General features: G+C 67.6%; 21 protein-coding genes and 1 riboswitch. Of the genes, 16 read left to right on the top strand and 5 right to left on the bottom strand.

What is annotated here, in order from left to right:
• Positions 1 to 113: 113 nt before the first annotated feature.
• Entirely contained in the window at positions 114 to 1691 is a 1578-nt protein-coding gene (locus tag Q9R17_RS04740; RefSeq protein WP_308157290.1) for a BCCT family transporter, read from the bottom strand.
• 238 nt (positions 1692 to 1929) lie between these two features.
• A riboswitch (TPP riboswitch) is annotated at positions 1930 to 2029 on the top strand.
• A gap of 94 nt (positions 2030 to 2123) precedes the next feature.
• On the opposite strand from Q9R17_RS04740, the gene thiC reads away from it, so the two are divergent.
• The 5 genes from thiC to Q9R17_RS04715 all read left to right on the top strand — a co-directional run bounded on the left by thiC (position 2124) and on the right by Q9R17_RS04715 (position 11237).
• Positions 2124 to 3968: a phosphomethylpyrimidine synthase ThiC gene (thiC, locus tag Q9R17_RS04735; protein WP_308157289.1), complete on the top strand. Its 1845-nt coding sequence runs from the start codon at positions 2124 to 2126 to the stop codon at positions 3966 to 3968.
• 95 nt (positions 3969 to 4063) lie between these two features.
• On the top strand, positions 4064 to 4735 hold the full coding sequence (locus Q9R17_RS04730) for an ion channel (protein ID WP_308157288.1): 672 nt from the start codon (positions 4064 to 4066) through the stop codon (positions 4733 to 4735).
• A gap of 259 nt (positions 4736 to 4994) precedes the next feature.
• The gene (locus tag Q9R17_RS04725; RefSeq protein WP_308157287.1) at positions 4995 to 7310 is read left to right on the top strand and encodes a winged helix-turn-helix domain-containing protein; all 2316 of its coding nucleotides are present in this window, start codon (positions 4995 to 4997) and stop codon (positions 7308 to 7310) included.
• Between the two features lie 113 nt (positions 7311 to 7423).
• On the top strand, positions 7424 to 8323 hold the full coding sequence (locus tag Q9R17_RS04720) for a helix-turn-helix transcriptional regulator (RefSeq protein ID WP_308157286.1): 900 nt from the start codon (positions 7424 to 7426) through the stop codon (positions 8321 to 8323).
• A gap of 46 nt (positions 8324 to 8369) precedes the next feature.
• Positions 8370 to 11237 carry a TonB-dependent receptor gene (locus Q9R17_RS04715; RefSeq protein WP_308157285.1) on the top strand — a complete coding sequence of 956 codons (2868 nt, stop codon included), beginning with the start codon at positions 8370 to 8372 and terminating at the stop codon, positions 11235 to 11237.
• A 210-nt stretch (positions 11238 to 11447) separates the two neighbouring features.
• Here the strand turns inward: Q9R17_RS04715 and Q9R17_RS04710 are convergent, their stop codons facing one another.
• Positions 11448 to 12569, bottom strand: a complete 1122-nt coding sequence (locus Q9R17_RS04710; protein ID WP_308157284.1) for an HDOD domain-containing protein — start codon at positions 12567 to 12569, stop codon at positions 11448 to 11450.
• Between the two features lie 157 nt (positions 12570 to 12726).
• Positions 12727 to 13263, bottom strand: coding sequence for an inorganic diphosphatase (gene ppa, locus Q9R17_RS04705; RefSeq protein WP_308157283.1), 537 nt, complete (start codon positions 13261 to 13263; stop codon positions 12727 to 12729).
• 188 nt (positions 13264 to 13451) lie between these two features.
• Here ppa and Q9R17_RS04700 point away from each other — a divergent pair, with 188 nt between their 5' ends.
• From Q9R17_RS04700 to Q9R17_RS04655, 10 genes are all read left to right on the top strand, one after another.
• A complete protein-coding gene (locus Q9R17_RS04700; protein WP_308157282.1) occupies positions 13452 to 13985 on the top strand; it encodes a hypothetical protein in 534 nt (177 codons plus the stop codon).
• Entirely contained in the window at positions 13985 to 14467 is a 483-nt protein-coding gene (locus Q9R17_RS04695; protein WP_308157281.1) for a hypothetical protein, read from the top strand. Before Q9R17_RS04700 ends, Q9R17_RS04695 begins: the two co-directional genes overlap by 1 nt.
• 84 nt (positions 14468 to 14551) lie before the next feature.
• Positions 14552 to 15052 carry an RNA polymerase sigma factor gene (locus Q9R17_RS04690; RefSeq protein WP_308157280.1) on the top strand — a complete coding sequence of 167 codons (501 nt, stop codon included), beginning with the start codon at positions 14552 to 14554 and terminating at the stop codon, positions 15050 to 15052.
• 104 nt (positions 15053 to 15156) lie between these two features.
• The gene (locus Q9R17_RS04685) at positions 15157 to 16104 is read left to right on the top strand and encodes a FecR domain-containing protein (RefSeq protein WP_308157279.1); all 948 of its coding nucleotides are present in this window, start codon (positions 15157 to 15159) and stop codon (positions 16102 to 16104) included.
• Positions 16105 to 16261: 157 nt separating this feature from the next.
• The gene (locus Q9R17_RS04680) at positions 16262 to 19186 is read left to right on the top strand and encodes a TonB-dependent receptor (protein ID WP_308157278.1); all 2925 of its coding nucleotides are present in this window, start codon (positions 16262 to 16264) and stop codon (positions 19184 to 19186) included.
• A 308-nt stretch (positions 19187 to 19494) separates the two neighbouring features.
• Positions 19495 to 20085, top strand: a complete 591-nt coding sequence (locus tag Q9R17_RS04675) for a biliverdin-producing heme oxygenase (RefSeq protein ID WP_308157277.1) — start codon at positions 19495 to 19497, stop codon at positions 20083 to 20085.
• Between the two features lie 43 nt (positions 20086 to 20128).
• Entirely contained in the window at positions 20129 to 20518 is a 390-nt protein-coding gene (locus Q9R17_RS04670) for a YbaN family protein (RefSeq protein WP_308158279.1), read from the top strand.
• A 113-nt stretch (positions 20519 to 20631) separates the two neighbouring features.
• Positions 20632 to 21348, top strand: coding sequence for a tonB-system energizer ExbB (exbB, locus tag Q9R17_RS04665; RefSeq protein ID WP_308157276.1), 717 nt, complete (start codon positions 20632 to 20634; stop codon positions 21346 to 21348).
• Positions 21349 to 21356: 8 nt separating this feature from the next.
• Positions 21357 to 21782, top strand: a complete 426-nt coding sequence (gene exbD / locus Q9R17_RS04660) for a TonB system transport protein ExbD (RefSeq protein ID WP_308157275.1) — start codon at positions 21357 to 21359, stop codon at positions 21780 to 21782.
• Positions 21779 to 22519, top strand: a complete 741-nt coding sequence (locus Q9R17_RS04655) for an energy transducer TonB (RefSeq protein ID WP_308157274.1) — start codon at positions 21779 to 21781, stop codon at positions 22517 to 22519. The genes exbD and Q9R17_RS04655 overlap by 4 nt, the downstream gene beginning before the upstream one ends.
• Before the next feature lie 216 nt (positions 22520 to 22735).
• Here the strand turns inward: Q9R17_RS04655 and Q9R17_RS04650 are convergent, their stop codons facing one another.
• Positions 22736 to 24763, bottom strand: a complete 2028-nt coding sequence (locus Q9R17_RS04650; protein WP_308157273.1) for a sodium-translocating pyrophosphatase — start codon at positions 24761 to 24763, stop codon at positions 22736 to 22738.
• A gap of 292 nt (positions 24764 to 25055) precedes the next feature.
• On the opposite strand from Q9R17_RS04650, the gene Q9R17_RS04645 reads away from it, so the two are divergent.
• Positions 25056 to 25559 carry a hypothetical protein gene (locus tag Q9R17_RS04645; RefSeq protein WP_308157272.1) on the top strand — a complete coding sequence of 168 codons (504 nt, stop codon included), beginning with the start codon at positions 25056 to 25058 and terminating at the stop codon, positions 25557 to 25559.
• 78 nt (positions 25560 to 25637) lie between these two features.
• On the opposite strand, the gene Q9R17_RS04640 is transcribed toward Q9R17_RS04645, so the two are convergent.
• Positions 25638 to 26438 carry a hypothetical protein gene (locus Q9R17_RS04640; RefSeq protein WP_308157271.1) on the bottom strand — a complete coding sequence of 267 codons (801 nt, stop codon included), beginning with the start codon at positions 26436 to 26438 and terminating at the stop codon, positions 25638 to 25640.
• Positions 26439 to 26500 lie beyond the last annotated feature (62 nt).

Below are 26500 nucleotides of genomic sequence, written 5' to 3'. Positions count from 1 at the left end.
TGTTGTAGATCCACGCCATGCGTGGATGCGCTGTGTCCGACGGCCGAATCATCCGGTCCCGGTCGAGGGGCATCCACACGTGGCGTGGATCTACAGGAAGACGGTCGTCAGCCTCAATCGCGTTCCTGCGCCCGCGCGGCTTCGGCACGGGTGTCGGCCTGTGCGGCCTGCTCGCGCTCGATCCACGCTTCGATCATGTGCCGCGCCCGCTGCGCGCGTCGCCGCTCGCGGGCGTATTCGAAATCCAGCACCCGGTACAGCGACACGATCACCAGCACCATCAGCAGCGCAAACGGCAAGGCGGCAATGGTGATCACGCCCTGCAGCGCCTCCAGGCCACCGGCCATCAGCAGCACCGCCGCGATCAATGCCACGGCCACGCCCCAGGTCAGCTTGCGCGACATCGGCGGATCGCCGGCCTCGTCGGTGGACATGCTGGCCAGTACCAGTACCGCCGAGTCGGCCGAGGTCACGAAGAAGATCATCAGCAGCACCAGTGCGATGGCCGACAGCACCAGCGAACCGGGCAGGCTGTTGAACAGGGTGAACAGCACCGTTTCATAGCCATTGCCCAGGGCCTGCAGCAGGTCCACATGGCCGAACAGCTGCGACCACAGGGCGGTGCCACCGAACACCGAGAACCACAGGAAGCCGAGCAGGGTCGGTGCCAGCACCACGCCGACCACGAACTCGCGCACGCTGCGGCCACGTGAGACGCGCGCGATGAACGCGCCCACGAACGGTGCCCAGGCGATCCACCAGGCCCAATAGAAGATGGTCCAGTCCGCCACCCACGTGCTGCCGGAGAACGGCGACATGCGCAGGCTCATCGTCACCAGCTGGTTCAGGTAGGAGCCCAGCGTGGTGGTGAAGGTATCGAAGATGAAGCCGGTCGGGCCCAGTACCAGCACCGCCGCGGCCAGCAGCGCCGCCAGCGCCAGGTTGAAGTTGGACAGCCACTTGATGCCGCGCTCCACGCCGCTGCTGGTGGACAGCATGTACAGCACGAAGGCCACCGCGATGATGGTCATCTGCACCGGCAGGCTGGCCGGAATGCCGAACACGCGGTGCAGGCCGGCAGCGATCTGGATGGTGCCGAAACCCAGCGTGGTCGCAACACCGATGGCGGTGGCCACCACGGCGGCGATGTTGACCGCCTGCCCGAAAACACCCCGATGGTGGCGGCCGATCACCGGCTGCAGCATGTCGCTGACCAGCCCACGGCCGTTGCGGTTGTACTGGAACCAGGCCATCGCCAGCCCGATCAGCGCGTAGATCGCCCACGGGTGCAGGCCCCAGTGGAAGAACGCGTAGCGCATCGAGGCGCGCGCAGCATCCATGCTCTCCGGCGGCAGGCCTTCCGGTGGCTTGAGGAAGTGCGAGATCGGCTCGGCCGCGCCCCAGAACACCAGGCCGATGCCCATGCCGGCGGCGAACAGCATCGACAGCCAGCTGGCGCGCGAGAAATCCGGCTCGGCGTCTTCGCCGCCGATGCGCAGGTTGCCGAAGCGGCCGAAGGCCAGGTACAGCAGGAAGGTGAGGGTGAGGAACACCACCAGCAGGTACATCCAGCCGGCACCACGGATGACGTGGGCCAGAGCGGCCTGGACGATGTCGTTGAACGGGCCGGGTGCGACGCCGGCGATCAGCACCAGCAGGGCCACCAACGCGATGGAAATACGGAACACCATGAAGGAGCGTCTCCGATCAAGGGATTGAGGGGAGCGAGCCAGAGAGCTTGCATCGAGGGGCCGGCGGCATGCAGCACGAACCGGGCAGGGGCCGCAGTGGCGGCGGAGAAGACACCGGTCGCAATGACACCGGGCGCGGGCACGTTACTGAATGCGACGTCATGGTTCTGTTAATGCGCACCGTCTTTTCCCGCGCGGGAAGGCCTGACCCAGCTGCCGCATCTATGCTCTAATGCCCGCCAAGAAGCGGGGGTACCGGGCCAGTGGCCACGGTTGAGACAGTCCCTTGGAACCTGATCCGGTTCATACCGGCGTAGGGAAGCTTTGCAGTGCAGGCCGTGCGTGGACACCGCCCAGGAACCGTCCTGGCACCGTCCGCGCGCGCCGGCAGTGCGCCGCCGCTTCGTCCCTGACCTTCCTGGACGATGCCCGATGAACGCACAGCTCTCCGCCCTGCAGCAACAGGCCCAGCAACTCTCCGAATCGGTGACCCGGCCCATTCCCGGTTCGCGCAAGATCCACGTGCCCGGCTCGCGCCCGGACCTGCAGGTGCCGATGCGTGAAATCGTGCTGTCCCGCACGCCGACGCTGTTCGGCGGCGAGGAGAACGCGCCGGTCACGGTGTATGACACCTCCGGTCCCTACACCGATCCGGACGCGCGCATCGACCTGTCCGCCGGCCTGCCGGCATTGCGCCGCCCATGGGTCGAAGAACGCGGTGACACCGAAGCACTGGCCGGCCTGAGTTCAGCCTTCGGCCGTACGCGCGAGCACGACCCGAAGCTGGACGCGGTGCGCTTCCCGGCGCGCGTGCAGCCGCGCCGCGCCCGTGCCGGCGCCAACGTCACCCAGATGCACTACGCACGGCGCGGCATCATCACCCCGGAAATGGAATTCGTTGCCATCCGCGAAAACCAGCGGCTGGAGGCCATCGCCGATGCGGGCCTGCTGGCACAGCACCCCGGGCAGTCCTTCGGTGCGGCCATCCCGAAGATCATCACGCCCGAATTCGTGCGCGATGAAATCGCACGTGGCCGCGCCGTGCTGCCCAACAACATCAACCATCCGGAAAGCGAGCCGATGATCATCGGCCGCAACTTCCTCACCAAGATCAACGCCAACATCGGCAACAGCGCGGTGTCCTCGGGCATCGCCGAGGAAGTGGAAAAGCTGGTGTGGGCCATCCGCTGGGGCGGCGACACGGTGATGGACCTGTCCACCGGCAAGCACATCCATGAAACGCGCGAATGGATCATCCGCAATTCGCCGGTGGCCATCGGCACCGTGCCGATCTACCAGGCCCTGGAAAAGGTCGATGGGCGTGCCGAGGAACTGACCTGGGAGATCTTCCGCGACACGCTCATCGAGCAGGCCGAGCAGGGCGTGGACTACTTCACCATCCATGCCGGCGTGCTGCTGCGCTATGTGCCGCTGACCGCCAAGCGGGTGACCGGCATCGTTTCGCGCGGTGGCTCGATCCTGGCCAAGTGGTGCCTGGCCCATCACAGGGAAAACTTCCTGTACACGCATTTCGAAGAGATCTGCGAGATCATGAAGGCCTACGACGTGACCTTCTCGCTGGGCGATGGCCTGCGCCCGGGCTGCATTGCCGATGCCAACGACGCGGCACAGTTCGGCGAACTGGAGACGCTGGGTGAACTGACGAAGATCGCCTGGAAGCACGACGTGCAGACCATGATCGAAGGCCCCGGCCACGTGCCGATGCAGCTGATCAAGGAAAACATGGACAAGCAGCTGCGCGAGTGCGGCGAGGCACCGTTCTACACGCTGGGGCCGCTGACCACCGACATCGCGCCCGGCTATGACCACATCACCAGTGCCATCGGTGCGGCGATGATCGGCTGGTACGGCACGGCGATGCTCTGCTATGTCACGCCGAAGGAGCATCTCGGCCTTCCCAACCGCCAGGACGTGCGCGACGGCATCATGGCCTACCGCATCGCCGCGCATGCGGCCGACCTGGCCAAGGGCCACCCGGGGGCGCAGGTGCGTGACAACGCGCTGAGCAAGGCACGGTTCGAGTTCCGCTGGGAAGACCAGTTCCACCTCGGCCTGGACCCGGAAAAAGCCAAGGAGTTCCACGACGAGACGCTGCCCAAGGATGCGCACAAACTGGCGCACTTCTGCTCGATGTGCGGCCCGCATTTCTGCTCGATGAAGATCACCCAGGATGTGCGCGATTACGCCGAATCGGGCATGCAGGAAAAGGCCGAGGAGTTCCGCGCGGCCGGGGCGCAGGTCTACCGGCAGGAATGAGCCGGCGGGGCGGAGCGGGGCCGGACGGTGCGCGCCGGGCATGGTCCGGCGCGACCCGCTATTCTCGCCGCATCGCTCCCCGGGGAAAGGACGCCATGCCCGTTGCCATGACCACCCGCTGGCTGGCCATCGCCCGCCGGCATCCGTCGGCCTGGTTGCTAGGCATCCAGCTGCTGGCCGTGCTGCTGTATCCCGCCCTGGATGAAACCGCGGGGGGGCGGGCACTGGTCGGCGCCTTCGGCATGGCGGTACTGGGGCTTGCCTTGTGGGTCGTGCAGCGCAGCCCGCTCGGGACCTGGCTGGCCCTGCTGCTGGCCATTCCGGCCGTGGTGTTTTCCCTGGCCGGGGTCTGGCTGGACAAGCCGGCCCTGGCCACCACCGCGCAACTGCTCGAGAGCCTGCTGTATTTCTATACGGCCGGCGCACTGACGGCCTACATGCTGCAGGACCATAAGGTGACCCGCGACGAACTGTTCGCTGTGGGCGCCACCTTCACGCTGCTTGCGTGGGCGTTCGCGTTTGCATTCTCGGTGTGCCAGCAGTGGTATCCGGGCAGTTTCGCCGGCACCGGCGAGGGCGATCTGCGCAGCTGGATGGAACTGCTTTATCTCAGCTTCAGCTTGCTGTCCGGCGTGGGATTGAGCGATGTGGTGCCCCTGCATCCACAGGCTCGCGCACTGGTCATGCTGGAGCAGTTTTCCGGCGTGATGTACGTAGCTTTGGTGGTGTCGCGGCTGGTCGGATTGACCATGCTCAAGCGCTCATGAAAATGAACGCCACTTAAAAATTTCGCGCCCGCAGGGGCGCGAATGGTGAAGCTTTTTATCTGAATGCGTCGGCGAGAGAGAGCCTGTTGTTCACTTCGCGATAGTGCGGAGTAACCGGCTTAGGCTAATATTCGCGCGCATCTTTTTTTTTGCGCTTTGCGCCGATGCCGTGTGCCGAGTCTGGCTTTTTGCTGTACCCAAGGATGGGGGCGCCATGAATGTCCTCGGGTTTGAAACTGTCTTGGCCGCATAGCAGAGGATGAACAGCAGCGATTATCCAGCCCCGGAAGCCGACATGATCCTGGTCGGCCAGTGCCGTGTCAGCCTGTCTTCGCGTGAAGTACAGGTGCCCGGTACGCGTCGTCTGCGCCGCTTGACTCCCAAGGCGCTGGGCGTGCTGCGCCTTCTCATGCGCCAGCCGGGGCGGGTGGTCACCCGTGAAGAGCTGTTCGCCGAGGTCTGGCCGGACACGCTGCCCACCAACGACGTGCTGACCCAGGCGGTGACGCAGCTGCGCAAGGCGTTCGCCATCGGTGAGGACAACGGCACCGCCTACATCGAGACCATCGCCAAGAGTGGTTACCGGCTGCTGGTTCCGGTGACGCTGCTCGATCCGGAACACGCCCTGGAGGCCGATGCGCCGCCCCTTCCGCTTCCCGGTGAGGCAACGGATCCTGCGCTGCCGGCATTCCCGTTACCGGCCGGCGATGTTCCGCGGCGTTACCGGCGGCTGCGGCAGGCCCTGTTCTGGGGCGCCGGCGCCTGCCTGGTGGTGGCCGTGCTGCTGCTCACCTACCTGCTGGCCACGCGCGAGCCACCGCCGACCGCACTGGAAGCGGCGGTGGAAGACGGAACGCGGGTGATCGGCAGCCCGGAGCGCCCGTACCGGCTGATTACCGCAAGCGCCGGCTTTGAAACCTACCCGACGCTGTCCCCCGACGGTTCCCAGGTTGCCTATGAGGCGGCCAGTGACGGCGAAGGCAGCGGCAGTGCGATCAAGGTACAGACCTCGGGGAACACCCCGGCACGCCTGCTCGTCGCACCGCCGGCCGGGGCCAGTGACCGTTTCCCGAGCTGGTCGCCGGACGGGCGTGAAATCGCCTTTGCCCGGTTCGGGGAGGACGGCAGCTGCCAGGTGTTGATTGCCAGCGCCACCGGCGGTGACGTGCGCCAGGCGACCCGCTGTGACGGGACCGAACTGCTGAGTTTCGACTGGACACCGGACGGTCGCGGGCTGGTGTTCGGCAGCATGGTGGGCCGGTTCGCGCACAAGGGCATCCGGGTGCTGGACCTTGCCAGCGGGCAGTGGCGGGCGTTGGAGTACCCGGTCAGCGACGACGATTACGACTATGCGCCCCGGTTCTCGCCGGATGGCCGCTGGCTGGCCTTCGTCCGCAACCCCCAGCTGGGTGACCTGTGGCGCATGCCGGCCAATGGCGGGGTTCCCGAGCGCCTGACGGAGGATGCCGCCGAGATCCGCGGCTGGGCCTGGCTGTCGGACAGCCGGCACATCGTGTTCGGCCGTCGCGTGGACAGCGAGGTCCGCCTGTACTACCTGGATGGCGACAAACGCACCCTGCGCGACGTCGGGCTGGATGACGCGCAGTGGCCGGCCGTCTCCCGGCGGGGGGACATGCTGGCCTTCGTCCACCGGCGCGCCCAGTTCGGGGTGTTCCGCATGTCCCTGCAGGGCAGCGCGGCCACGCGCCTGTTCCCGTCCAACGGCCGTGATGGCCAACCGACGCTGTCGCCCGATGGCCAGCACCTGGTATTCACGTCGGACCGTTCCGGCACGTTCGCGCTGTGGTGGGCCGACCTGAAGCGGCCCGATTCGCTGCGCCCGGTGGAAGGGCTGCGGCCGGAAACCCGGCAGGCCCCGGACTGGTCACCGGACAGCCGTCAGCTGCTGGTGGTCGGGCGGGATGACCATGGCAAGGCCACCGTCTACGAGATCGCCCCCCGCGACGATCATCTCCAGGCGCTGCCGATCCCGGTCGTGCAGCCCTTGCAGGCCCTGTATACCGACCAGCCCGGGCACCTGCTGGTCATCGAGCGCGATGCTGAACAGCGGATCCGCCTGAGCCTGTTCGATCGCAGCAGCACGCCGTGGCGCCGGCTCGCCAGCCTGGAAGGCGTTTCGCAGGCCCGCTTCGACGCCCAGCATGGACGGATCCTGTTTACCCGCCTGGCGGCCAGTGGTCTGTGGTCGGTCGACCCGGGCCTGGATGCGGCCAGCGTGCGCCAGATCAGCACCGACCAGCCCACCCGCTGGCGCTACCGGACCTGGACGGTGGCCCGCAGTGGCGGCATCGATTACCTGGCCAGCAGCCGGGATTGCAGCACCGAACTGGTCCGCCTGCAGGAAGACCAGGCGCCGCTGTCGCGTTGTCTGGACGCGGGGCGGTTGAGTGCGAGCAACGGTTTCAGCGCCAGCGCTGACGGAAATGACCTGTTCCTGGCCCTGGCAGTCACCGATGGGGCGGACATCGGGGTGATGCGCTTGCCGGAAATGCCCCAGGTCCCGTTTTTGGCCATTCCCAACGCATTGATCTGGAAGGGAAAAGGGTCTTCGTAACTTTTTCGTGCCGATCTCGCATCGAATTCGGATCAATCTCGGCGGACTTTCCTGCGCCGAACCGCCCGACTTGGCAAAACAGGGGCCTGTTCCTGGCAAATCCCTGGTGAGTCATGCGTCAACTCTCGCTGGCCGATCGCGGCCAAACCCTGTCCCTCGACAAGGCAATCGATGACACCGCCCCGGTCTGCATGGGGGTGGCCCGGCTGGGCAGCCTGCAGACCTCCGGTACCTGCTTCACGGTCTGGATGCAGTTGCGCGGCAGCGCTTGGGTCGAGGCCAAGGAGGGGCGCTTCCGCCTGCGCCGGGGCGAATGGATCGCGTTCGAGAAGGAATCGCGGCCGCTGGTCCAGGCGGGCCGCAACGGGCTGTGCATCGGCCTGAACCTGAACGCTGAAGCGCTGCGTGCCCTGACCGAGATGGCCGACTGCGGCCTGTATGCCGGCCGGGGGCGGATGGGGCGTGCCGAATCGCGCATCGGCCTGCGCCTGTGGCGCGATGCACTGGCCAGCGGCCTGCCGGCCCAGGCCCTGCGCCCGCTGCTGCTGCACCTGGCCTCGTTGCAGCTGGGCCTGGCCGACAACGTGCAGCGCTGCCCGGGCCGTTCGCGCAGCCGCAAGCGCCAGGTGTTCGGCCGCATGCAGCGTGCGCGCCTGTACCTGGAAGGCAACAGCCACCGGGTGGTGCGCATCGGTGAACTGGCCGAGCTGACCAACTTCTCCAGCTGGTACCTCTCCAAGACGTTCCAGAGCCTGTACGAGGAAAGTCCCCAGTCGTTGTCGGCGCGCCTGCGCCTGGAACGTGCGGCCGACCTGCTGCGCGACACCGACATGATGGTGGGCGAGGTAGCCGCCGCCAGCGGTTTCGACAACTGCTGCAGCTTCGCCCGTGCGTTCCGCGCCCGCTATGGTCAGTCCGCCTCGCGGTTCCGCGAAAGCGTGGGTCTGCTGTCGCCACATTCGGCAAAGTCTCTGGGCGGGTCGCGCAAAAACATCGTTGCAACGCGATCGTAACGTTTTGGGGCGTTTTAACACGCCACTAACGTACTTGGAGAGATTGATGAACTTTCGCACCCCCGCCGTGCGGCTGGGCCTGCTGCCCGCCGGCATCGCGCTGGCGCTGAGCCCGAGCTTCGCCTCGGCACAGGACGCCACCGCCGGCACCAGCGGCACCACCAACCTGGACCGCATCTCGGTCACCGGTTCGCGCATCCGCCAGGCGAGCATGGAAACCGCGCAGCCGGTCATCGCGCTGCAGCGGTCCGATATCGAAAAGCAGGGCTTCACCAGCGTTGCCGATATCGTGCAGAACCTTGCCGCCACCGGCTCGCCGGCGATCAGCCGCGCCGATGCCCTGTCGTCCGGTGAAGAGGTGGGCGGCCAGTATGTCGACCTGCGCAACCTCGGCCCGCAGCGCACCCTGGTGCTGCTGGACGGCAAGCGCATGGGCGTCAGCTCCGGCGGCTACACCGACCTGGCATCGATCCCGACCTCGATCGTCGAGCGCGTGGAAGTGCTGACCGACGGCGCATCGGCCATCTACGGCTCCGATGCCATTGCCGGCGTGGTCAACATCATCACCCGCAAGAACTTCGACGGCCTGGAAGCCAGCGTCTACCGCGGCCAGTACGGCCAGGGCGATGGTGACAAGGAAACCTACAACTTCGTCTACGGCATGACCAGCGACCGTGGCTCGCTGACCCTGGGTGCCGAATACAGCGATGAAAAGCCGGTCTATGCCAAGGACCGCGATTTCAGCGCTTCGCCGAAGGGCCCGAACCACCCGGTGCCGGTCAACGGCAACGCCAACGGCTGGTCGGCGATCACCGAAAAGGGCGTGCTGGTCAACAACGGCAACTTCGTCCTGAACCCGGGTGCCGATCCGACCAACATCGCCAACTACCACGCGCTGGGTGATGCCGACCTGTCCAACCCGTCGCAGCAGATGTTCCTGCAGACGGGCATCAAGCGCCGTTCGGTGTTTGCCAACGGCCAGTTCGACTTCACCGACAACATCCGTGGTACCGCCAACGTTCTGTACACCGAGCGTGAAGCGCTGCAGCAGATCGCCGGTTACCCGTACCGTTCCTCGGCCTTCGGCACCCCGATGTCCAAGGACAGCGCGTTCAACCCGCTGGACCAGGACGTGAACTTCATGCGTCGCACCTGGGAAATGCCGCGCCAGACCAAGTCCGAACTGAACACCCTGCGCTTCAGCGCCGGCCTGGAAGGTTCGTTCCAGTTCGCTGACAAGTTCTGGGACTGGGATGTCGGCTACGTCTACAACCGCAACAAGGGTGTGAAGACCGGTACCGGCAACCTGTTCATCCCGAATGTGCAGAACGCGGTCGGTCCGTCCTTCATCCAGAACGGCGTCGCCTACTGCGGTACGCCGGGCAAGGTCATCCAGGGCTGCGTGCCGTGGAACCCGCTGCTGGGCTACGGCCAGGGCGGCCCGGGCTCGCTGAGCAACCCGGACCTGCAGAAGTACCTGTTCCTGCCGACCCACGACACCTCGCTGACCACCTCCAAGGTCTACAGCGCCAACATCAGTGGCTCGCTGTTCACCCTGCCGGCCGGTGACCTGTCGGTGGCTGCCGGTTACGAGCACCGCGAAGAGCAGGCCGAGTACAACCCGGATGCCCTGCTGCAGTCGGGCCTGAGCACCGACCTGGCCGGTGCCTCCACCGCCGGTGGCTACAAGCTCAACGAGTTCTTCCTGGAACTGAACGTGCCGATCCTGGCGGACCTGCCGTTCGCCAAGGAACTGTCGGTGGACATGGCCGGCCGTTACTCGGACTACAACACCTTCGGCAGCACCTTCAACAGCAAGTTCGGCCTGAAGTGGAAGCCGATCGACGACCTGCTGGTCCGCGCCACCTACGCCACGGGCTTCCGTGCGCCGACCGTGGCCGACCTGTACGGTGGCACCTCGCAGACCTTCGACAAGTACACCGATCCGTGTGATACGTCCTTCGGCGCGGCGGTCAGCAACCCGGCCGTGGCAGCCCGCTGCTCGGCGGTCGTGCCGGCCGGCTTCCGCCAGCAGGCGTCCGGTGGCGTCGATGCCAGCGGCCCCGGGTCGCAGTCGAACTACGCCTACCTGTCCGGTTCCAACCCGAACCTGCAGCCGGAAACCTCCAAGACCTGGACGGCGGGCCTGGTGTACAGCCCGAACTTCGTGCAGGGCCTGGACATCAGCCTGGACTGGTGGAAGATCCGCATCAACAACGTGATCGCCGCCGAGTCGGTGACCTCGATCCTCAACCAGTGCTACATCCTGAACAACCCGAATGCCTGCGCGCGCATCGTGCGTGATCCGGAAGAGGGTGGCCAGGTTACCGATGTGACCCGTACGCTGATCAACGGCGGCTACCAGGAAACCGCAGGTTACGACCTGGGCGTCCGTTACCGCCTGCCGGAATTCTCCTTCGGCAGCTTCATCATCGACTGGAAGACGACCTACGTCGACTACCTGGCGTTCAAGCGTGACAACGAAGTGCAGACGGCCGTCGAACAGCACACCGGCTGGGGCACGGGCGACTGGGGCGGCAACTTCCGCGTGCGTTCGAACCTGAACGTCGATTGGAGCCTGGGCAACTTCGGCGTGAACTGGGGCGTGCGTTACTACTCCGGCCTGAAGGAAGAGTGCGCGTACGATCGCAACGGTGGTCCGGAGTGCGATGATCCGGGCTTCTTCTCCAGCTACACGCAGGCCATCCCGGTGCGCCACACCGGTTCGAACACCTTCCACGACCTGCAGGTGCGTTACAACACCCCGTGGAACGCCACCATCTCGGCTGGCGCGAACAACGTGTTCGATCACCAGGGCCCGACGATGTACAGCGAGCCGAACTCGAGCTTCTCGTACTACGGTGGCTTCGATATCGGTCGCTTCTACTACATGAAGTACACCCAGCGCTTCTGATCCATCCAGGCGCAGCAGTACCAGGAGGGCGGGCCGCAAGGCCCGCCCTTCTTCTTTCCGGGGCGCTGCCGGTGAAAAGGGCAAGGGGGGCGGTGTCGCTCCGCACCGGCGCGCCAGGCGCGCAGCAGGCACGGCCGTGCCGCCTGGGCGCGGCCCGGCGGGGATCGCAAGGGACAGCAGGGGCCGGTGCCGCCGCAGCGGCCCGGCAGGTCAGTTTTCGCCGTCGACCAGGCCCATCAGGGCGTTGGCATGCTCGCGCCATTGCGGCAGGCGGTTGAGCACGCCGGCACGCTGCAGGTACTCCTCGTCCACCGGATCGCCGTTGACCAGGGCCAGGGCGACGTGCACGGCACCGGTGACCCAGAAGCTGCGCGTGGCGGCACGCTGGGGGTGCAGGTGGAAGGCCACCGCTTCGATGATCGCCATCGGCAGGCCCCACAGGCCCAGCAGGTAGGCGCCGGCCTCGGCGTGGCCCGGGCGCAGGTCGCCGGCCAGTGCCGGTTCGCTGCGTTCATTGCGCACGCCGGGCAGCAGCAGCCCGATATCGGCCAGCAGGGCGGCCGTCGCTCCCAGCTCGGCGCTGGATTCGGGCAGCAGCTTGGCGGCCAGTCGCGAGGCAAGCAAGGCGCGCTGCTGCAGCGAGTTGCGTTCGGCCGCCGACAGCGTGGGCGCGGAGAAGACTTCGCTGGCCAGCACCAGGTCACGCAGCGTGGACAGCCCCAGCCGGGTCACCGCGGTACGCAGGTCGGAAATGGTGCGGCCCTGGCTGAAGAAGGCCGAATTGGACAGCTGCAGCACCTTGGCGGCGATGGCCGGATCGGCAGCGACCAGCCGTGCCACATCGGCGCTGTCGGTATCGTCATCATGTTCCAGCGCCTGGGTCAGGCTCAGGTACAGGTGCGGGGGCGAGGGCAGTTTCTCGATGCGGCCGATCGCATCACGCAGCCGCGGGCTGTCGAGCAGCTCGCGCAGTTCTTCCAGGCTGGTCAGTGCTTCCAGCAGCACTTCCGGGGCCAGTGGCAACGGCAGGAAGCGGTGGGCCACGCCGATCAGGCGCGCCGGTGGGGGCCGCGAGCCCTGCTGGGCATCGATCAGGGCGATGCGGATGGTTTCCGGGCGCAGCGTGCGGATCTGCCCCAGCAACGTGGTGGCATTGAGATCGGGCAGGTACGGGCACACGATCACCGCATCCACGCCATGCGCGGCGACCGCGTTCATCGCGGTGTGGCCATCGGCGGCGGTGAGCGGTTGCCACTCTTCCCCAAGTGCGGCAATGAATTCAATCAGCTCGGCCGGCAGGCTGGCTGCATCCCCAACAAGCAGAATACGCACGACACGGTCCCCTGTCTGATCGTGATGGCGACATCGCGATCCTTGTGAAGTGACGCAATTTACCTAAAACGGCCCGTCCAGTGACGGGCCGTGTCAACGAAACGTGAACTGCATCGCCCCCGGGGGTATTCCGGTGGCGGTGCCGTTCAGGCCTGTCTCAGGCCTTGCCGTCGAGGAAACGCTGGTGCGCTTCGGTCAGGATGGCCTTGGCTTCGGCAGCGCCGCCCCAGCCGTCGAGCTTGACCCACTTGCCCTTTTCCAGGTCCTTGTAGTGCTCGAAGAAGTGGCCGATGCGCTCCAGCCAGTGGCTGGACACCTGCTCGATGTCTTCCACGTGGGCATAGCCGCTGAAGATCTTGGCGACCGGCACGGCGAGGATCTTTTCATCGCTGCCCGCTTCATCGCTCATCTTCAGCACGCCCACCGGGCGGCAGCGCACCACCGAGCCCGGCACCAGCGGCAGCGGCAGCACGACCAGCACGTCGGCCGGGTCGCCATCGCCGCACAGGGTGCTGGGCACGTAGCCGTAGTTGCACGGGTAGCGCATCGGGGTGGACAGGATGCGGTCGACGAAGATCGCGCCGGTTTCCTTGTCCACTTCGTACTTCACCGGCTCCGAGTCCTTCGGGATCTCGATGATGACGTTGATTTCTTCCGGCGGGTTCTTGCCGGGGGAGACGAGTTCCAGACCCATGGTGTGCTCCGGGGGGTAGAGAAGGGGGGCGAATTGACCCCCCATTTTATGCCTTCGGCGGCCATCGTGCAGGCCGGTGATGGCCTACGCGCGTTTGCGGCACCGGCTGATGGAGCGGCAGGGCGTCGGCTGATGGGCCCTCGCTGCGGGGACGGGCACGCTGCGGGCTGGTCTCCCGGAGCGTTTCCATGCCGTCTTTCTTCCCTTTCCGGCGCTGCGGTGCCCGTGTCGTGCGCCGTGTCGCCGCAGCGCTGGTGGTGCTGGGCATGCCGCCGGCCACCGCACTGGCCCATCATGTCGACCTGGTCGATTTTCCGTCCGGCGAGGCCAACTGGGACCGCTTCTACGCACTGGAAGCGGCCCTGATGCGCGGTTTCGATGCGTACTGCGCCGACACCCTCTGCGAAGGCGAGTACAGCAACCTGCAGGTCATGCAGTTCCGCTGCGCGGTGGACAGCGGGCGGGGCACGGTGCGCCGCTGCGCCTGGGTGGTGGTGGCCAGCGAGGTGCATGTCGATCCTGTCACGGGCCACCTGCAGCCGGACACCCCGCGCTGGGTGTGCCCGGTGGAACTGGGCCCGGGGGTGCGGGTGGAGCGTTTCCATGCCGCACTGGCGCAGCCTGATGGCATGCTCGAACCCCTGCCCGGGTCGGGCGTGGGGCTGTTCACCGGCCTGGCCGCGTGCCTGCAGGGCCAGGGCAATGTCCGGAGGGCTGGCTGATGGTCCGTCCTTCCGCCCGCGTACTGATGGCCTGCCTGGTGCTGGCCCTGCCGGCCACGCAGGCCGCGCCTGCCTATGTGGACGCGCGGCTGTATCCGTCGCAGGCTGCCGGCTGGGAGCGCTTCCGGGCGGTCGAGCGCGCGCTGGTCCGCGGTTTCGACAACGTCTGTGGCGATACCTTTTGCGAAGGCGAGTACTACAACCTGCGGCCGTTGCGCCTGCGCTGTTCGGTGCAGGCCGTTACCGGTGTGCTGGCCGGCTGCCTCTGGACCTTCACCGGCAGCAATGCCGGGGTGGAGCGGCGCAGCGGCCGCATCACGGTGGATGTACGCCACTATGCCTGTGCGCTGCCGCTGGCCGCGGGCACGACACTGGAGGCGCTGCTGCAGGCGCTGGAAGCGGCGCCGCCCGGGGAGGCGCTGGACGTGCCGCTGCCGGGGACCCGGCAGACGGTCTACGACGGTCTGGTGGACTGCCTGTAGGGGGTGTCCGCAATGCAAACGTGACTGATTCGCATTAACGGAGTAGCATGCGCGCCGCCCGCCCTTCCACGTCGGCCTGCCCGCATGCCCTCCAACGCCGCCACCCTGACCGAACTGCTGATCCGTGAACGCCCGGCGCTGCTGCGCCGCGTGCAACGCATCCTCGGTGGCGACAGTGGCGCCGAGGATGTCATCCAGGCGGTCTGGTTCAAGGCGCGCGGGGTGGACAACGCGCAGACCATCGACAACCCCCGGGCCTACCTGTACCGGCTGGCGGCCAACCTGGCCACCGATCATGGCCGTGAATCGACCCGGCGCAGCCGCCTGCTGGCCGAGCACTACCTGTGGGGACCGGACGAAACGGTGTCCACCGAAGAACAGGCCATGGCCCAGGACGAGCTGCAGCGCGTGCTGGAGGCGGCAGGTCATCTGCCCGAACCGACCCGCACCATCTTCCATCTCAACCGCCTGCAGGGCCTGACCCAGGCCGACATCGCACGCCGCCTCGGCGTGTCGGTGACCACCGTGGAAAACCATGTGCGCAGCGCGTTGCAGCGCCTGGCCTGGGCGCGCAGCGGCCAATGATGCCGCGCACTTGGGGAAACGCATGGCCCCGTCGTCTTGATGGAAGGGCCGCCGATGCGGTCTAGTTCCCGTTCCTGTACCTGAATGTGCCCGCCTGCCAGCCCATGAGCCCGCCGAGCCTGCCACCGCCGCCATCCCATGACCTGCTTGCCGAACAGGCGCAGGCATGGATCGCATGGCTTGCCTCCGGCCACGTCGATGACCACCGGATGCACGAGTTCGAGCAGTGGCTGGCGCAGCCCGGCCATCGCCGCGCGTTCGAGCATGAGCGTGCGCTGTGGCGCAGTCTGGGCCCACGCCCGCCCGCGGCCACAACGCCGCCGGTACGGCGTGCCCGCCCGCTGCGCTGGGCGATGGCCGCTGCCGCGGTGCTGGCGCTGCTGGCCGTGGCACCGGATGCCTGGTTGCGGCTGCAGGCCGACCACCGCAGCAGCAACGTGGTGGAGGCGGTGCAGCTGCCTGATGGCAGCCAGGCCGTGCTGGACGCCGACAGTGCCATCCGCGTGCGCTTCGACGCTGACGCGCGACGCATCGAACTGCTGCGGGGCCGTGCCTGGTTCGCGGTCACTGCGGACCCGCAGCGCCGTTTCAGCGTGGTGGCCGGCAACGGTGTGGTCGAGGATATTTCCACCGTGTTCACCGTTGCCCGCGATGAGGCACAGGTGGAGACGCAGGTCGGGCAGGGCAGGGTACGCGTGGCCAGCCCGGCCGGTGGTGGCTGGACCTACCTGGATACCGGGCAGCGCGCACGCTACGGCGACGGTGGTGGCGTGGCGCGCCTGGCCGACATCGATGCCGACAGCGTCGGCGCGTGGCGCCACGGCGAACTGCTGCTGGAACAGGCCAGCGTGGCCGAGGCGGTGCAGTCGCTGGGGCGCTACCGCAGTGGGCCGACCTTCGTCCGCGGCGATCTGTCGCAGTTGCCGGCGGTGAGCGCCGCGCTGCGCATCGACCGCCCGGAGCAGGCGCTGGATGCGCTGGCGGCCACCGCCGGGCTGCAGGTCACCCGGCTGCCGCTGGGCGTGGCCATCGTCAGCGCCACGCCGCGCTGACCGCCTGTCCGCAGTGGCGTGCGATTGGCCTTGGGGCTGTCGCCGCGCCGTTCGTCTTACCCCCGACCGTACCCGCCGCCGCCACGTACGTCGCCGTGTCCGCGCCCGCCGCGGATGACGCCGCGTCTGCGGCACCGAATTCCTGACAGGTTCCTCCATGCTTGAGTCCTCCCGTCCGGGCCGCCTGCCGCGCCCGTCCCGCCTGTGCATCGCCCTGCTGGCCGCCGGCCTGGCCGTCGCTGCTGCCCCCTCCGCCCTGGCCCAGTCCGCGGCCAACGGCCACGCTGCCGTGCAGCGCTTCGACATTCCCGCCCAGCCGCTGGATGAAGCGCTGCGCCTGTACATGCGCCAGTCCGGCGTGCAGGTCGTCTATCCGGCCGCCCTGGCCGATGGCGTGACCTCGCGCGCTGTCAGCGGCAGCCTGTCTTCTGGCGATGCACTGTCGCGCCTGCTGCAGGGCAGCGGCCTGGTCGCACGCCGGGTCAGCGCCGATGCGGTGACGCTGGAAGCCGGTGCGCCGGCGCAGGCCGATGCCGGCGTGGTGGTCACCGACACGCTGAGCGTGGCCGGCGACCAGCGTGGCGGCGATGCGGGCGACAGTGATGCCAAGCGCGTGCTCGACACCTACCGCAGCACCGGCTCGACCGCTTTCATCACCCACCAGACGCTGGAATGCTTTCGCGGCACCTCGGTGGGCGACATCGTCAAGGGCGTGGCCGGCGTCACCGCCGGTGATCCGCGCGTGGGCAACGCGCTGGACCTGAACATCCGTGGCATCCAGGGCCAGAGCCGCATTCCGGTCATCATCGACGGTGGCCAGTCCACCATGGACACCTACCGTGGCTATGCCGGCCAGTCGCAGCGCACCTACCTCGACCCGGACCTGATCTCCAGCATCAGCATCACCAAGGGCCCGAGCCTGCAGGCCAACGCCTCCGGCGGCATCGGTGGCGTGGTGGAAATGGAAACGCTCAAGGCGCAGGACATCCTGCGCGAAGGCAAGGACGTCGGCTTCCGCATCCGTGGCGGCCTGTCCAGCGGCAGCGCCAACAACCTGCCGGCCTACGGTGCCACCCCGCGCACCGACAACCATGCCACCGGCAACCAGTTCTTCAACATCGCCGGTGCCGGCCACTGGGACCGCTTCGACCTGGTCGCCGCCTACGCCAAGCGCGATGTCGGCAACTACTTCGCCGGCCGCCGTGGCTACGAGGATTTCCCGCAGACCCGGCGCACCCTGGCACCGCTGAACCCGCCGAACACCGAAGTGTTCAACAGTTCGTCCAAGTCCGAATCGGCGCTGCTCAAGGGTACCTGGCGCATCGATGACGAACAGACCCTGGAAGCCGGCTACCGCCGCTACGAGGGCAACGCCGGCGAAATCATGGCCTCGCAGATCATCCGCGTGGACCGCGACCGCGTGCCGCAGTGGGACCCGGGCCACGTCGACATGGATGCCTACAACGTCCGCTACCGCTTCAAGCCGGACAACCCGCTGGTCGATTTCAAGGCCAACGCCTACTACACCCACATGGACAGCCTGATGTACAACGGGCTGACCGGCATCACCCCGTGGTTCTACGACCGCCGCACCGAGTGGTACGACGCGCCGACCTTCAACACCGACCCCGGTTACAAGGAGGCCTACCGCAACGAGCTGACCCAGAACCGCTTCGGTGTCGATGCCAGCAATACCTCGCTGTTCGATACCGGCGCCGGCCTGTTCACGCTGAACTACGGCGTGTCCTTCAGCGACGAGGACGTCAAGCCGGGCCCGCATTCGCCGCGCATGCAGGACGATCTGGTCAACAACCGCTTCCTGCGCAATGCCGGCCGCAAGGAATACAGCGGCGTGTTCTCCGCCAAGTTCGAACCGGACGAGCACTGGGAATTCATGCTGGGCGGCCGCTACAACCATGTGAGCGTGCATGACCGCAACCAGCTGGCCACGGTCACCGCCACCAGCGTGCAGGGCCAGTACCGCTATACCGACCTGCTGTTCGGCAACCCGGCCAAGCCCTCGTGGCGCGACAAGCGCATCGCGCTGGTCAACTGGTACCCCGATGCCAACGGCAACTTCACCAACGATTCGCTGCTGGCCTCGCCGTACAAGCACGGTACCGTGGCCGACCTGGTGGGCTGGAACTACTTCAGCGCCGGCAAGCCGCAGGACCTGGAGGTGCCGACCGCCTGGAGCTGGTCCGATCCGATCCGTCGCCGCGACAGCGCGTTCATGCCCAGTGCCAGCGTCACCTACCGCTTCAACGAAGATGCGATGGTCTACGTGAAGTACAGCGAGGGCGTGAAGCTGCCGAGCCTGTTCGAGACCACGCTGGGCCTGTTCACCGCGGCCAAGCCGACCGGCGAGCTCAAGCCCGAACGTGCGAAGACGCTGGAGGTGGGCGCGAGCATCGTGCGCAACGACCTGTTCTTCGGCGGCGACCAGGCGGCGTTCAAGCTGGCCTACTTCAATACCCGCATCAACGACCTGATCACCCGCGACTACACCAACATCTCCGCCGGCCTGATCCGCAACGTGGACAAGTTCAAGGTGTCCGGGCTGGAGTTCCAGTCCACCTATGACACCGGCAAGGTCTTTGCCGACCTGTCCGCGCATTACTACTTCAAGGCCAAGACCTGCGCGCCGGACATCGCCGCCGGCCTGCGTGCCGATGCGGTGAAATGGGGTGACAAGGAAGCGATGGCCACGCCGGACTGCGTCGATGGCGGCTTCGAAGGGTCCTACACCAACACCCAGAACCCGCCCAAGTTCAACCTCAATGCCACCCTGGGCGCGCGCCTGTTCGACCAGCGCCTGACCTTCGGCGTGCGCGCGGTGCACAACAGCGGGCCCATCAGCGAACTGGACAAGAGCTGGAACAAGGGCCTGTCGGCCATCCAGCAGCTGTACCGCGCCGAGACCATCTATGACCTGTTCGCCAGCTACCGCTTCAGCGACCAGTTCAACGTGGACTTCAACGTGGACAACGTGCGCAACCAGTACTACCTGGACCCGCTGGCACTGGGCGTGATGCCTGCACCGGGCCGCGCGCTGCGGTTGGCGCTGACCTACCGCTACTGAGCGGGTGCGTCCCGGCGCCGGCCGCCGGGACACTCCGGTCCACCGGCAGGACGACGGCCACGCAGCAAGGCGTGGCCGTCGTGCAGGCAGGGGCGGGTGGCCCCGCCCGGGCCGGGAATGGATGAGATTCGTTCTCGTTTGGGAGTATGCTGTGCCTGTTGCCGGGTGCACGCTGACCCGTGCGGACAGGGCAGGGCGAACGCGATCTTGGGGAAGGGCCCCCCGGCGGACGTCTTCCAGTCACGTCCCTGCCTGATGCCCCTGCGGCGCGCAGTGGACACCCCTACCGCCGTCCTGTTGCACATGCCATGACCACGATCGACACCACCGCCGTCCCCACCCGCAGCCAGCGCCTGAAAGCAGCGACCAGCAGCACCCATGATTCGCTGGACAAGCGCATCATGTCCGAGGACATCTTCGCCAGCCGCGACCGCTTCGCCCGTTTCGTGCGCGTGCAGTACCGCTTCCACCGTGACATCCAGGCGCTGTACGCCGCGCCGGTGCTCGGTGCCCTGCTGCCGGACCTGGCCGAGCGCCAGCGCCTGGCCCAGATCGCCAAAGACCTGGGCGACCTGCAGCAGTCCCTGCCGGCGGATGCTGCGCCGGCCGTCGCCGCCGATGTCGAGCTGGCCCGCGCACTGGGCTGGCTGTACGTGGCCGAAGGCTCCAACCTGGGCGGTACCATCCTGTTCAAGATGGCAGCCAAGCTGGGCCTGGGCGCCGGCTTCGGCGCCAGCCACCTGGCCGCGCACCCGGATGGCGCGGCGCGCCACTGGCGCCAGTTCACCGCCGCGCTGGATACCGTGCCGCTGACCGATGCACAGGAAGCACAGGCCATCGAAGGCGCCAACGCCGCCTTCCGTACCGTGCGGGGTTATGTCGAGGAGGAATTTGCGTGAATGCCGGGCAGCTGTGGCGCATGACGGCGGACCGCCCGCGATGATCCGCTGGTTCTGGTTCTTCGTGGGCTGGCTGATGGTCGCCCTGGGCATCATCGGGGCACTGCTGCCGGTGATGCCCACCACCATCTTCCTGATCCTGGCGGTGTGGTGCTTCTCGCGCTCGTCGCCGCGTTTTGAAGCCTGGCTGCTGAACCACCCGCGCTACGGCCGCCCGCTGCGGCAATGGAAGGAACAGGGCGCGATCAGCCGCAAGGGCAAATGTTTCGCCGGTGGCGGCATGGCCCTGGGCTACGTGCTGTTCTACCTCGGTGCCCATCCCAGCTGGAAGCTGGCGCTGGGCGTGGGCCTGTTCTTCATCGCCAGCGCGGCCTACGTGCTGTCGCGGCCCGCCCCGCGTGAGCTGCCTGCCACTGTCGACGCGCCGCCGTGACGCGGCCACCGGTCGCAGGCTGCTGCCGTGCGATCGATGGCCGATGCCCCATCATGCGCGGTCGCGCCCGTCGCGGCCTGCGCCTTCCCTGAATGACGATCCGGATGTTCCCCATGCCTGTTGATGTTCTGCCGCTTGCCACTGCCACTCCCGTGCTGACGCCGTGGGGCATGTACCTGGCTGCCGATGCCGTGGTGAAGGCGGTGATGATCTGCCTGGCGCTGGCCTCGCTGGCGACCTGGACGGTGCTGATCGCCAAGACACTGGAACTGGGCCGCATCGGCCGCGGCCTGCGCGCGGCGCGGCAGGTGCTGGTGGGCAGCGGCACGCTGGCCGAGGCCGGGCATGAGGCCGCGCTGCAGCAGGGGCTGGCGCAGCAGATGCTGGAGGCCGCACGCACCGAGCTGCGCCTGTCGGCCGATGCCCACGGCCATGACGGCACCAAGGAACGGCTGGCCTCGCGGCTGGAACGCATCGAACTGGCCAACACCCGCCAGCTGCGCAATGGTACCGGCGTGCTGGCCAGCATCGGCGCGGTAGCGCCGTTCGTGGGCCTGTTCGGTACGGTGTGGGGCATCATGAACAGCTTCGTCGGCATTGCCGCGTCCAACACCACCAACCTGGCGGTGGTCGCACCGGGCATCGCCGAGGCACTGCTGGCCACGGCGATGGGCCTGGTCGCGGCGATTCCCGCGGTGGTGATCTACAACCACTTCAGCCGCCGGCTGGCGGTGTTGCGCGCGCTGTCGGGGGATATTTCCGCCAGCGTGCAGCAGATCGTGTCGCGCGACCTGGATCGCGGCCACGCGCTGCTGCGCAACGCGGCCTGAGGCGCGCCATGGCAATCCGTACTTCCCGCGACGATGACGACGGCCTGGACGAAGTCCATGACATCAATGTCACCCCCTTCATCGACGTGATGCTGGTGCTGCTGATCATCTTCATGGTGGCCGCACCACTGGCGACCGTGGACGTGCCGGTGGAGCTGCCGGCCAGTGCGGCCACGCCGCAGCCGCGCGATGCCGAGCCGGTGTTCCTGACCGTGCAGGCCGACCTGTCGCTGCGCCTGGGCGAGGCCACCGTCGATGCTGCCGGCCTGGCCGCCGCGCTGGACCAGCGCACCGGTGGCGATCACGCGCAGCGCATCTTCCTGCGCGCGGACAAGCGCGTGGCCTACGGCGACCTGATGGAAACGATGAACACGCTGCGTCGCGCCGGGTACCTCAAGGTGGCCCTGGTCGGGGTGGAGCAGGCCGCGCAATGACCGGCCTGGGGTCTTCCCGGCTGCGCTGGGGCGGCAGCTTTGCCGTGGCCGTGCTGCTGCATGTGCTGGTGATCGGCATCGTGCTGTGGTGGTCGCTGCGCGCGCCGCCGCCCGTGGCCGATGTGCTGCCGCCGGAAGCGGTGATGGTCGATCTGGCCGAGGTGCCGGAAGCGCCGCCCGCACCGCCCACCGAGATTCCACCGGGGCCGCCGCAGCAGCAACAGCAGCGCAGCGAGGCCGAGCCGACGCCGAAACCGCGTGAGCCGCTGCCGCCGGACGTGGTGCCGGAGGTGGCCGAGCCCTACACGCCGCCGAAGGCGCAGCAGCCCGACAAGGCCGCCGACCAGGCCACGGTGGACCAGACCCTGGCGCCGCCGCACGTGAGCGCGCATGCCAGTGAACGTTACGCGGCGGCGGTGACCACCGCCGGCCAGCAGAGCCAGGCCGCCGTGACCTGGCAGGGGCTGCTGCTGGGGCACCTGGAAAAGTACCGGCGCTACCCGCGCGTTGCCGAACGCCGTCGCGACGAGGGCGTGGTCTACGTGCGTTTCAGCGTGGACCGCCGCGGCAATGCCAGCAACGTGCGTATCGGCCGCAGCAGCGGCAAGGATGCGCTGGACCAGGCCACCCTGGAAACCGTCGCACGCGCTACGCCGGTACCGGCGCCGCCGGACGATGTGCCCGGCGACCCGGTGGAAGTGATGGTGCCGGTGGCGTTTTTCCTGCGCGGGCGTTGACCTGCACGGCATCCACGCATGGCGTGGATCTACCGGGATGCGCGCTGTATCCACGCATGGCGTGGATCTACCGGGGGGCGCGCTGTATCCACGCATGGCGTGGATCTACCGGGGGAGCGCGCTGCCTCCACGCTGGGCGTGGAGGCAGGGTAGAGCCAGGCCATGCCTGGCTGCGGCCCACCGGCCGGGTACCGCAGAGCCACGCGTGGCGCGGCGCTACAGCAGCGGCACCAGCAGCAACGCCACGATGTTGATGATCTTGATCAGCGGGTTGATCGCCGGGCCGGCGGTGTCCTTGTACGGGTCACCCACGGTATCGCCGGTCACCGCGGCCTTGTGCGCTTCGCTGCCCTTGCCGCCGAAATGGCCATCCTCGATGTACTTCTTGGCGTTGTCCCACGCACCGCCGCCGGTGGTCATCGAAATGGCCACGAACAGGCCCGTCACGATCGTGCCGATCAGCAGCCCGCCCAGCGCACGCGGCCCCAGCAGCAGGCCGACGATCACCGGTACCACCACCGGCAGCAGCGAGGGCAGGATCATTTCGCGGATCGCCGAGCGGGTCAGCATGTCCACGGCGCGGTCGTACTGCGGCTTGCCGGTGCCCTGCATGATGCCGGGAATCTCGCGGAACTGGCGCCGCACTTCCTCCACCACCGCACCGGCCGCGCGGCCGACCGCTTCCATCGCCATCGCGCCGAACAGGTAAGGAATCAGGCCGCCGATCAGCAGGCCGATGATGACCGTGTGGTCGCTCAGGTCGAAACGGAATTCCTGCCCGGGATGCGCGGCCTGCAGGTTGTGCGTGTAGTCGGCGAACAGCACCAGCGCGGCCAGCGCCGCCGAACCGATCGCATAGCCCTTGGTCACCGCCTTGGTGGTGTTGCCCACCGCATCAAGCGGGTCGGTGATGTCGCGGATCTCCGAGGGCAGTTCGGCCATCTCGGCGATGCCGCCGGCGTTGTCGGTGATCGGCCCGTAGGCGTCCAGGGCCACGATCATGCCGGCCATCGACAGCATCGCGGTGGCGGCAATGGCGATGCCGTACAGGCCACCCAGCGCGAACGCGCCCCAGATGGCCGCGCACACCGCCACCACCGGCAGCGCGGTGGATTTCATCGAGATGCCCAGGCCGGCGATGATGTTGGTGCCGTGGCCGGTGGTGGAAGCCTGCGCCACGCGCTGCACCGGCTTGTACTGGGTGCCGGTGTAGTACTCGGTGATCCAGACGATCAGGCCGGTCAGCACCAGGCCGATCAGCGCGCAGCCGTACAGTGGCAGGGGGCCGTGCACGTTGTCAGCCATCAGGCCGGTGGTGATCGGGTAGAACGCGATGGCGGCCAGCACGCCGGAGACGATCACGCCCTTGTACAGCGCGCCCATGATCGAGCCGCCGGGCTTCACCTTGACGAACAGCGCGCCGATGATCGAGGCGATGATCGACACCCCGCCCAGCACCAGCGGGTAGAGCACCGCATTGGCGCCGGCCTCGGCCAGCATCAGGCTGCCCAGCAGCATGGTGGCGATCACGGTGACGGCATAGGTTTCAAACAGGTCGGCGGCCATGCCGGCGCAGTCGCCGACGTTGTCGCCGACGTTGTCGGCGATCACCGCCGGGTTGCGCGGGTCGTCCTCGGGGATGCCGGCTTCGACCTTGCCCACCAGGTCCGCGCCGACGTCGGCGCCCTTGGTGAAGATGCCGCCGCCCAGGCGCGCGAAGATCGAGATCAGCGACGAGCCGAACGCCAGCCCGACCAGCGCGTGCAGCGCCTGGTCCATCTGCAGCCCCAGCCGCAGCAGCAGCGCGTAGTAGCCGGCCACGCCGAGCAGGCCCAGCCCGACCACCAGCATGCCGGTGATCGCACCACCGCGGAATGCCACGTCCATGGCCGCGCTGATGCCGTTGCGTGCCGCTTCGGCGGTGCGCACGTTGGCGCGCACCGACACGTTCATGCCGATGTAGCCGGCCACGCCGGACAGCACCGCGCCCACCGCGAAGCCGATCGCGGTGTACCAGCTCAGGAAGAAGCCGACCAGCACGAACAGCACCACGCCGGCCGCCCCGATGGTCAGGTACTGGCGGTTGAGGTAGGCGCGTGCGCCTTCCTGGATGGCGGTCGCGATGGCGACCATGCGTTCATTGCCGGTGGGTTGGCGCAGGATCCAGCGCGCCGAGACGATTCCGAACAGGATCGCGAGGATGGCGCAGACCAGCGCCAGTGACAGCCCGTGACGTTCCAGCATTAGACCCCTCCGCAGAATGGATGGACATGCATCCAGTGGCGATGAACTTCACCACGAGGGGGACGACGGGTTGCAGCCTGGAACCAACCCGTGCCGACCGTTTCGGTCGTCCAACGTATGGCGGTGTTCAGCATTCCCTGGTGCCCGCAGTATGCGTGCACCGGCGCAAAGATGGTAGCGCCGGCCCGCGCACCGCCATGCGCGGGCCGCCTGCGGCCATCCCGTCGCTGCCTTTGCACCCCGTTAAGCCACGCTCTGCAAGCCTGCACGCAGTCCCGTTGGAGAAAACCGCATGCGCCTGTCCCTCCTGTTGCTGGCCACGCTGGTGCCGGCCGTGCCGGTGCTGGCTGCCGAAACCCCGGAGCTGCAGCGTGCCGTCGGTGCCGCGCAGGCGGTAGGTGCCGTGCATACGCTGCGGCAGATTCCCGAAGCCTGCACCCGCCTGGAAGGTGAGTTCACCGGGGATGCCGCCACGCCGTACCGCTTCACCGCCGTACGCAGCAGCGAGCGCTGCCAGCCCCGTGCCCGTTTCGTCGATTACGCCACCGCCCAGCCCAGCCAGGCCAAGGGCTGGAAACTCAACGATGTCATCCGCGTGCCCCGTGCCGCGTGCCCGGCACAGCAGGCCGTGGTCCGTGTATGGCGCCTGCCGGGCGCGCAGGCGCCGCAACGGGATGGGCAGGGCCAGTCGCGCATCTACCTGGAAGAGGCCAAGCAGCAGGCAGCCGCCGGCACCATCGCACAGGTGCCGATGTTCACCGCGCAGCTGCAGGTGGAAGGCAAGGCCTGCCCGTAACCGCGCAGGGTGCCTGAACCACAACGGCCCGGGCGCGTGACACGCCCGGGCCGTTGTTCTCTGCGATGGTGCAGGGCCTCAGTTGCCCTTGCAGTCCTTCAGCCACAGCACGCGACCGATCTGGTCGTAGTGGTCGACCACGCCGGTCAGGGTGACCTTCTCGCGCGGTCGCAGCGCCAGTGCATAGGCGGTCTGGCTCGGGGCGAAGGCACAGGTGATGGCCACGCGCTCGAAATCGATGCCCGAGCTGCCGTCACCGGAAATCTCGAAGCCGGTGTTGTAGGTGCCGCCACTCTTGAGCACGCCGTTGACGCGGCCGCTGATGGCGTAGGTCTTGCCCTGGTAGCGCGGTTCGATCGCCGCCGGGTTGTCCTTGTGCTGGTTGCGCAGCTGGAAACCGAACTTGTCGGCGGTGATGTTCACCACCGAGGCCTGCGGCGTGGCCTTGGCCAGCTGCTCGCCGGCCTTGCCCGGCTTGACCTGGTTGAGCATCTTGCACATCTGCTCGCGGATGCCGTCGGCCGAACCGAAGGCGCCCTTGTTGAGCTTGACCATCATCCCCACCGTGCCGGCGGTGCCTTCGTTGGTGACGCTGACGATGATCGGAATCGGCTTGTGGGCCATGGTTTCCGGTTCTTCGATCAGCATCGAGCCGCCCTCGGCGTCTTCGCTGAGCACGTCCATGTTGGCGTTCTTGGCGATCACGCGCATCTGGCCGATGGCGCTCTTCACGCTCAGGTCCGGCTGGGTGACCGAGGCGGTGTAGGTGGTTCCGACCAGCGGGTTGCCCTTCTTCTGGAAGCTGCTTTCGCAGGTGGCGGCAAAGGCGGGCGTGGCGGCCGCGCACAGCAGCACGGCGAGCAGGGTTTGGCGCTTCATGGAATACGGTCCTTGTGGAATGACAGCACGCGCCCACACGGCAGTGGGCATGGTTCGACAGC

The sequence above is a fragment of the Stenotrophomonas sp. 24(2023) genome (genome assembly GCF_030913365.1).
GTDB lineage: Bacteria > Pseudomonadota > Gammaproteobacteria > Xanthomonadales > Xanthomonadaceae > Stenotrophomonas.
This window is presented reverse-complemented; position numbering and strand designations above follow the sequence as displayed.

Excerpts from the sequence above, each read along its gene's own strand:
- Q9R17_RS04680 (WP_308157278.1), top strand. The coding sequence starts at position 16,262 with ATGCTTGAGTCCTCCCGTCCGGGCCGCCTGCCGCGCCCGTCCCGCCTG.
- Q9R17_RS04740 (WP_308157290.1), bottom strand. The coding sequence starts at position 1,691 with ATGGTGTTCCGTATTTCCATCGCGTTGGTGGCCCTGCTGGTGCTGATC.
- Q9R17_RS04650 (WP_308157273.1), bottom strand. The coding sequence starts at position 24,763 with ATGCTGGAACGTCACGGGCTGTCACTGGCGCTGGTCTGCGCCATCCTC.
- Q9R17_RS04690 (WP_308157280.1), top strand. The coding sequence starts at position 14,552 with ATGCCCTCCAACGCCGCCACCCTGACCGAACTGCTGATCCGTGAACGC.
- Q9R17_RS04655 (WP_308157274.1), top strand. The coding sequence starts at position 21,779 with ATGACCGGCCTGGGGTCTTCCCGGCTGCGCTGGGGCGGCAGCTTTGCC.
- Q9R17_RS04645 (WP_308157272.1), top strand. The coding sequence starts at position 25,056 with ATGCGCCTGTCCCTCCTGTTGCTGGCCACGCTGGTGCCGGCCGTGCCG.
- Q9R17_RS04685 (WP_308157279.1), top strand. The coding sequence starts at position 15,157 with ATGAGCCCGCCGAGCCTGCCACCGCCGCCATCCCATGACCTGCTTGCC.
- Q9R17_RS04730 (WP_308157288.1), top strand. The coding sequence starts at position 4,064 with ATGCCCGTTGCCATGACCACCCGCTGGCTGGCCATCGCCCGCCGGCAT.
- exbD (WP_308157275.1), top strand. The coding sequence starts at position 21,357 with ATGGCAATCCGTACTTCCCGCGACGATGACGACGGCCTGGACGAAGTC.
- Q9R17_RS04675 (WP_308157277.1), top strand. The coding sequence starts at position 19,495 with ATGACCACGATCGACACCACCGCCGTCCCCACCCGCAGCCAGCGCCTG.
- Q9R17_RS04720 (WP_308157286.1), top strand. The coding sequence starts at position 7,424 with ATGCGTCAACTCTCGCTGGCCGATCGCGGCCAAACCCTGTCCCTCGAC.
- Q9R17_RS04715 (WP_308157285.1), top strand. The coding sequence starts at position 8,370 with ATGAACTTTCGCACCCCCGCCGTGCGGCTGGGCCTGCTGCCCGCCGGC.
- Q9R17_RS04695 (WP_308157281.1), top strand. The coding sequence starts at position 13,985 with ATGGTCCGTCCTTCCGCCCGCGTACTGATGGCCTGCCTGGTGCTGGCC.
- exbB (WP_308157276.1), top strand. The coding sequence starts at position 20,632 with ATGCCTGTTGATGTTCTGCCGCTTGCCACTGCCACTCCCGTGCTGACG.
- Q9R17_RS04725 (WP_308157287.1), top strand. The coding sequence starts at position 4,995 with ATGAACAGCAGCGATTATCCAGCCCCGGAAGCCGACATGATCCTGGTC.
- Q9R17_RS04700 (WP_308157282.1), top strand. The coding sequence starts at position 13,452 with ATGCCGTCTTTCTTCCCTTTCCGGCGCTGCGGTGCCCGTGTCGTGCGC.
- Q9R17_RS04640 (WP_308157271.1), bottom strand. The coding sequence starts at position 26,438 with ATGAAGCGCCAAACCCTGCTCGCCGTGCTGCTGTGCGCGGCCGCCACG.
- ppa (WP_308157283.1), bottom strand. The coding sequence starts at position 13,263 with ATGGGTCTGGAACTCGTCTCCCCCGGCAAGAACCCGCCGGAAGAAATC.
- thiC (WP_308157289.1), top strand. The coding sequence starts at position 2,124 with ATGAACGCACAGCTCTCCGCCCTGCAGCAACAGGCCCAGCAACTCTCC.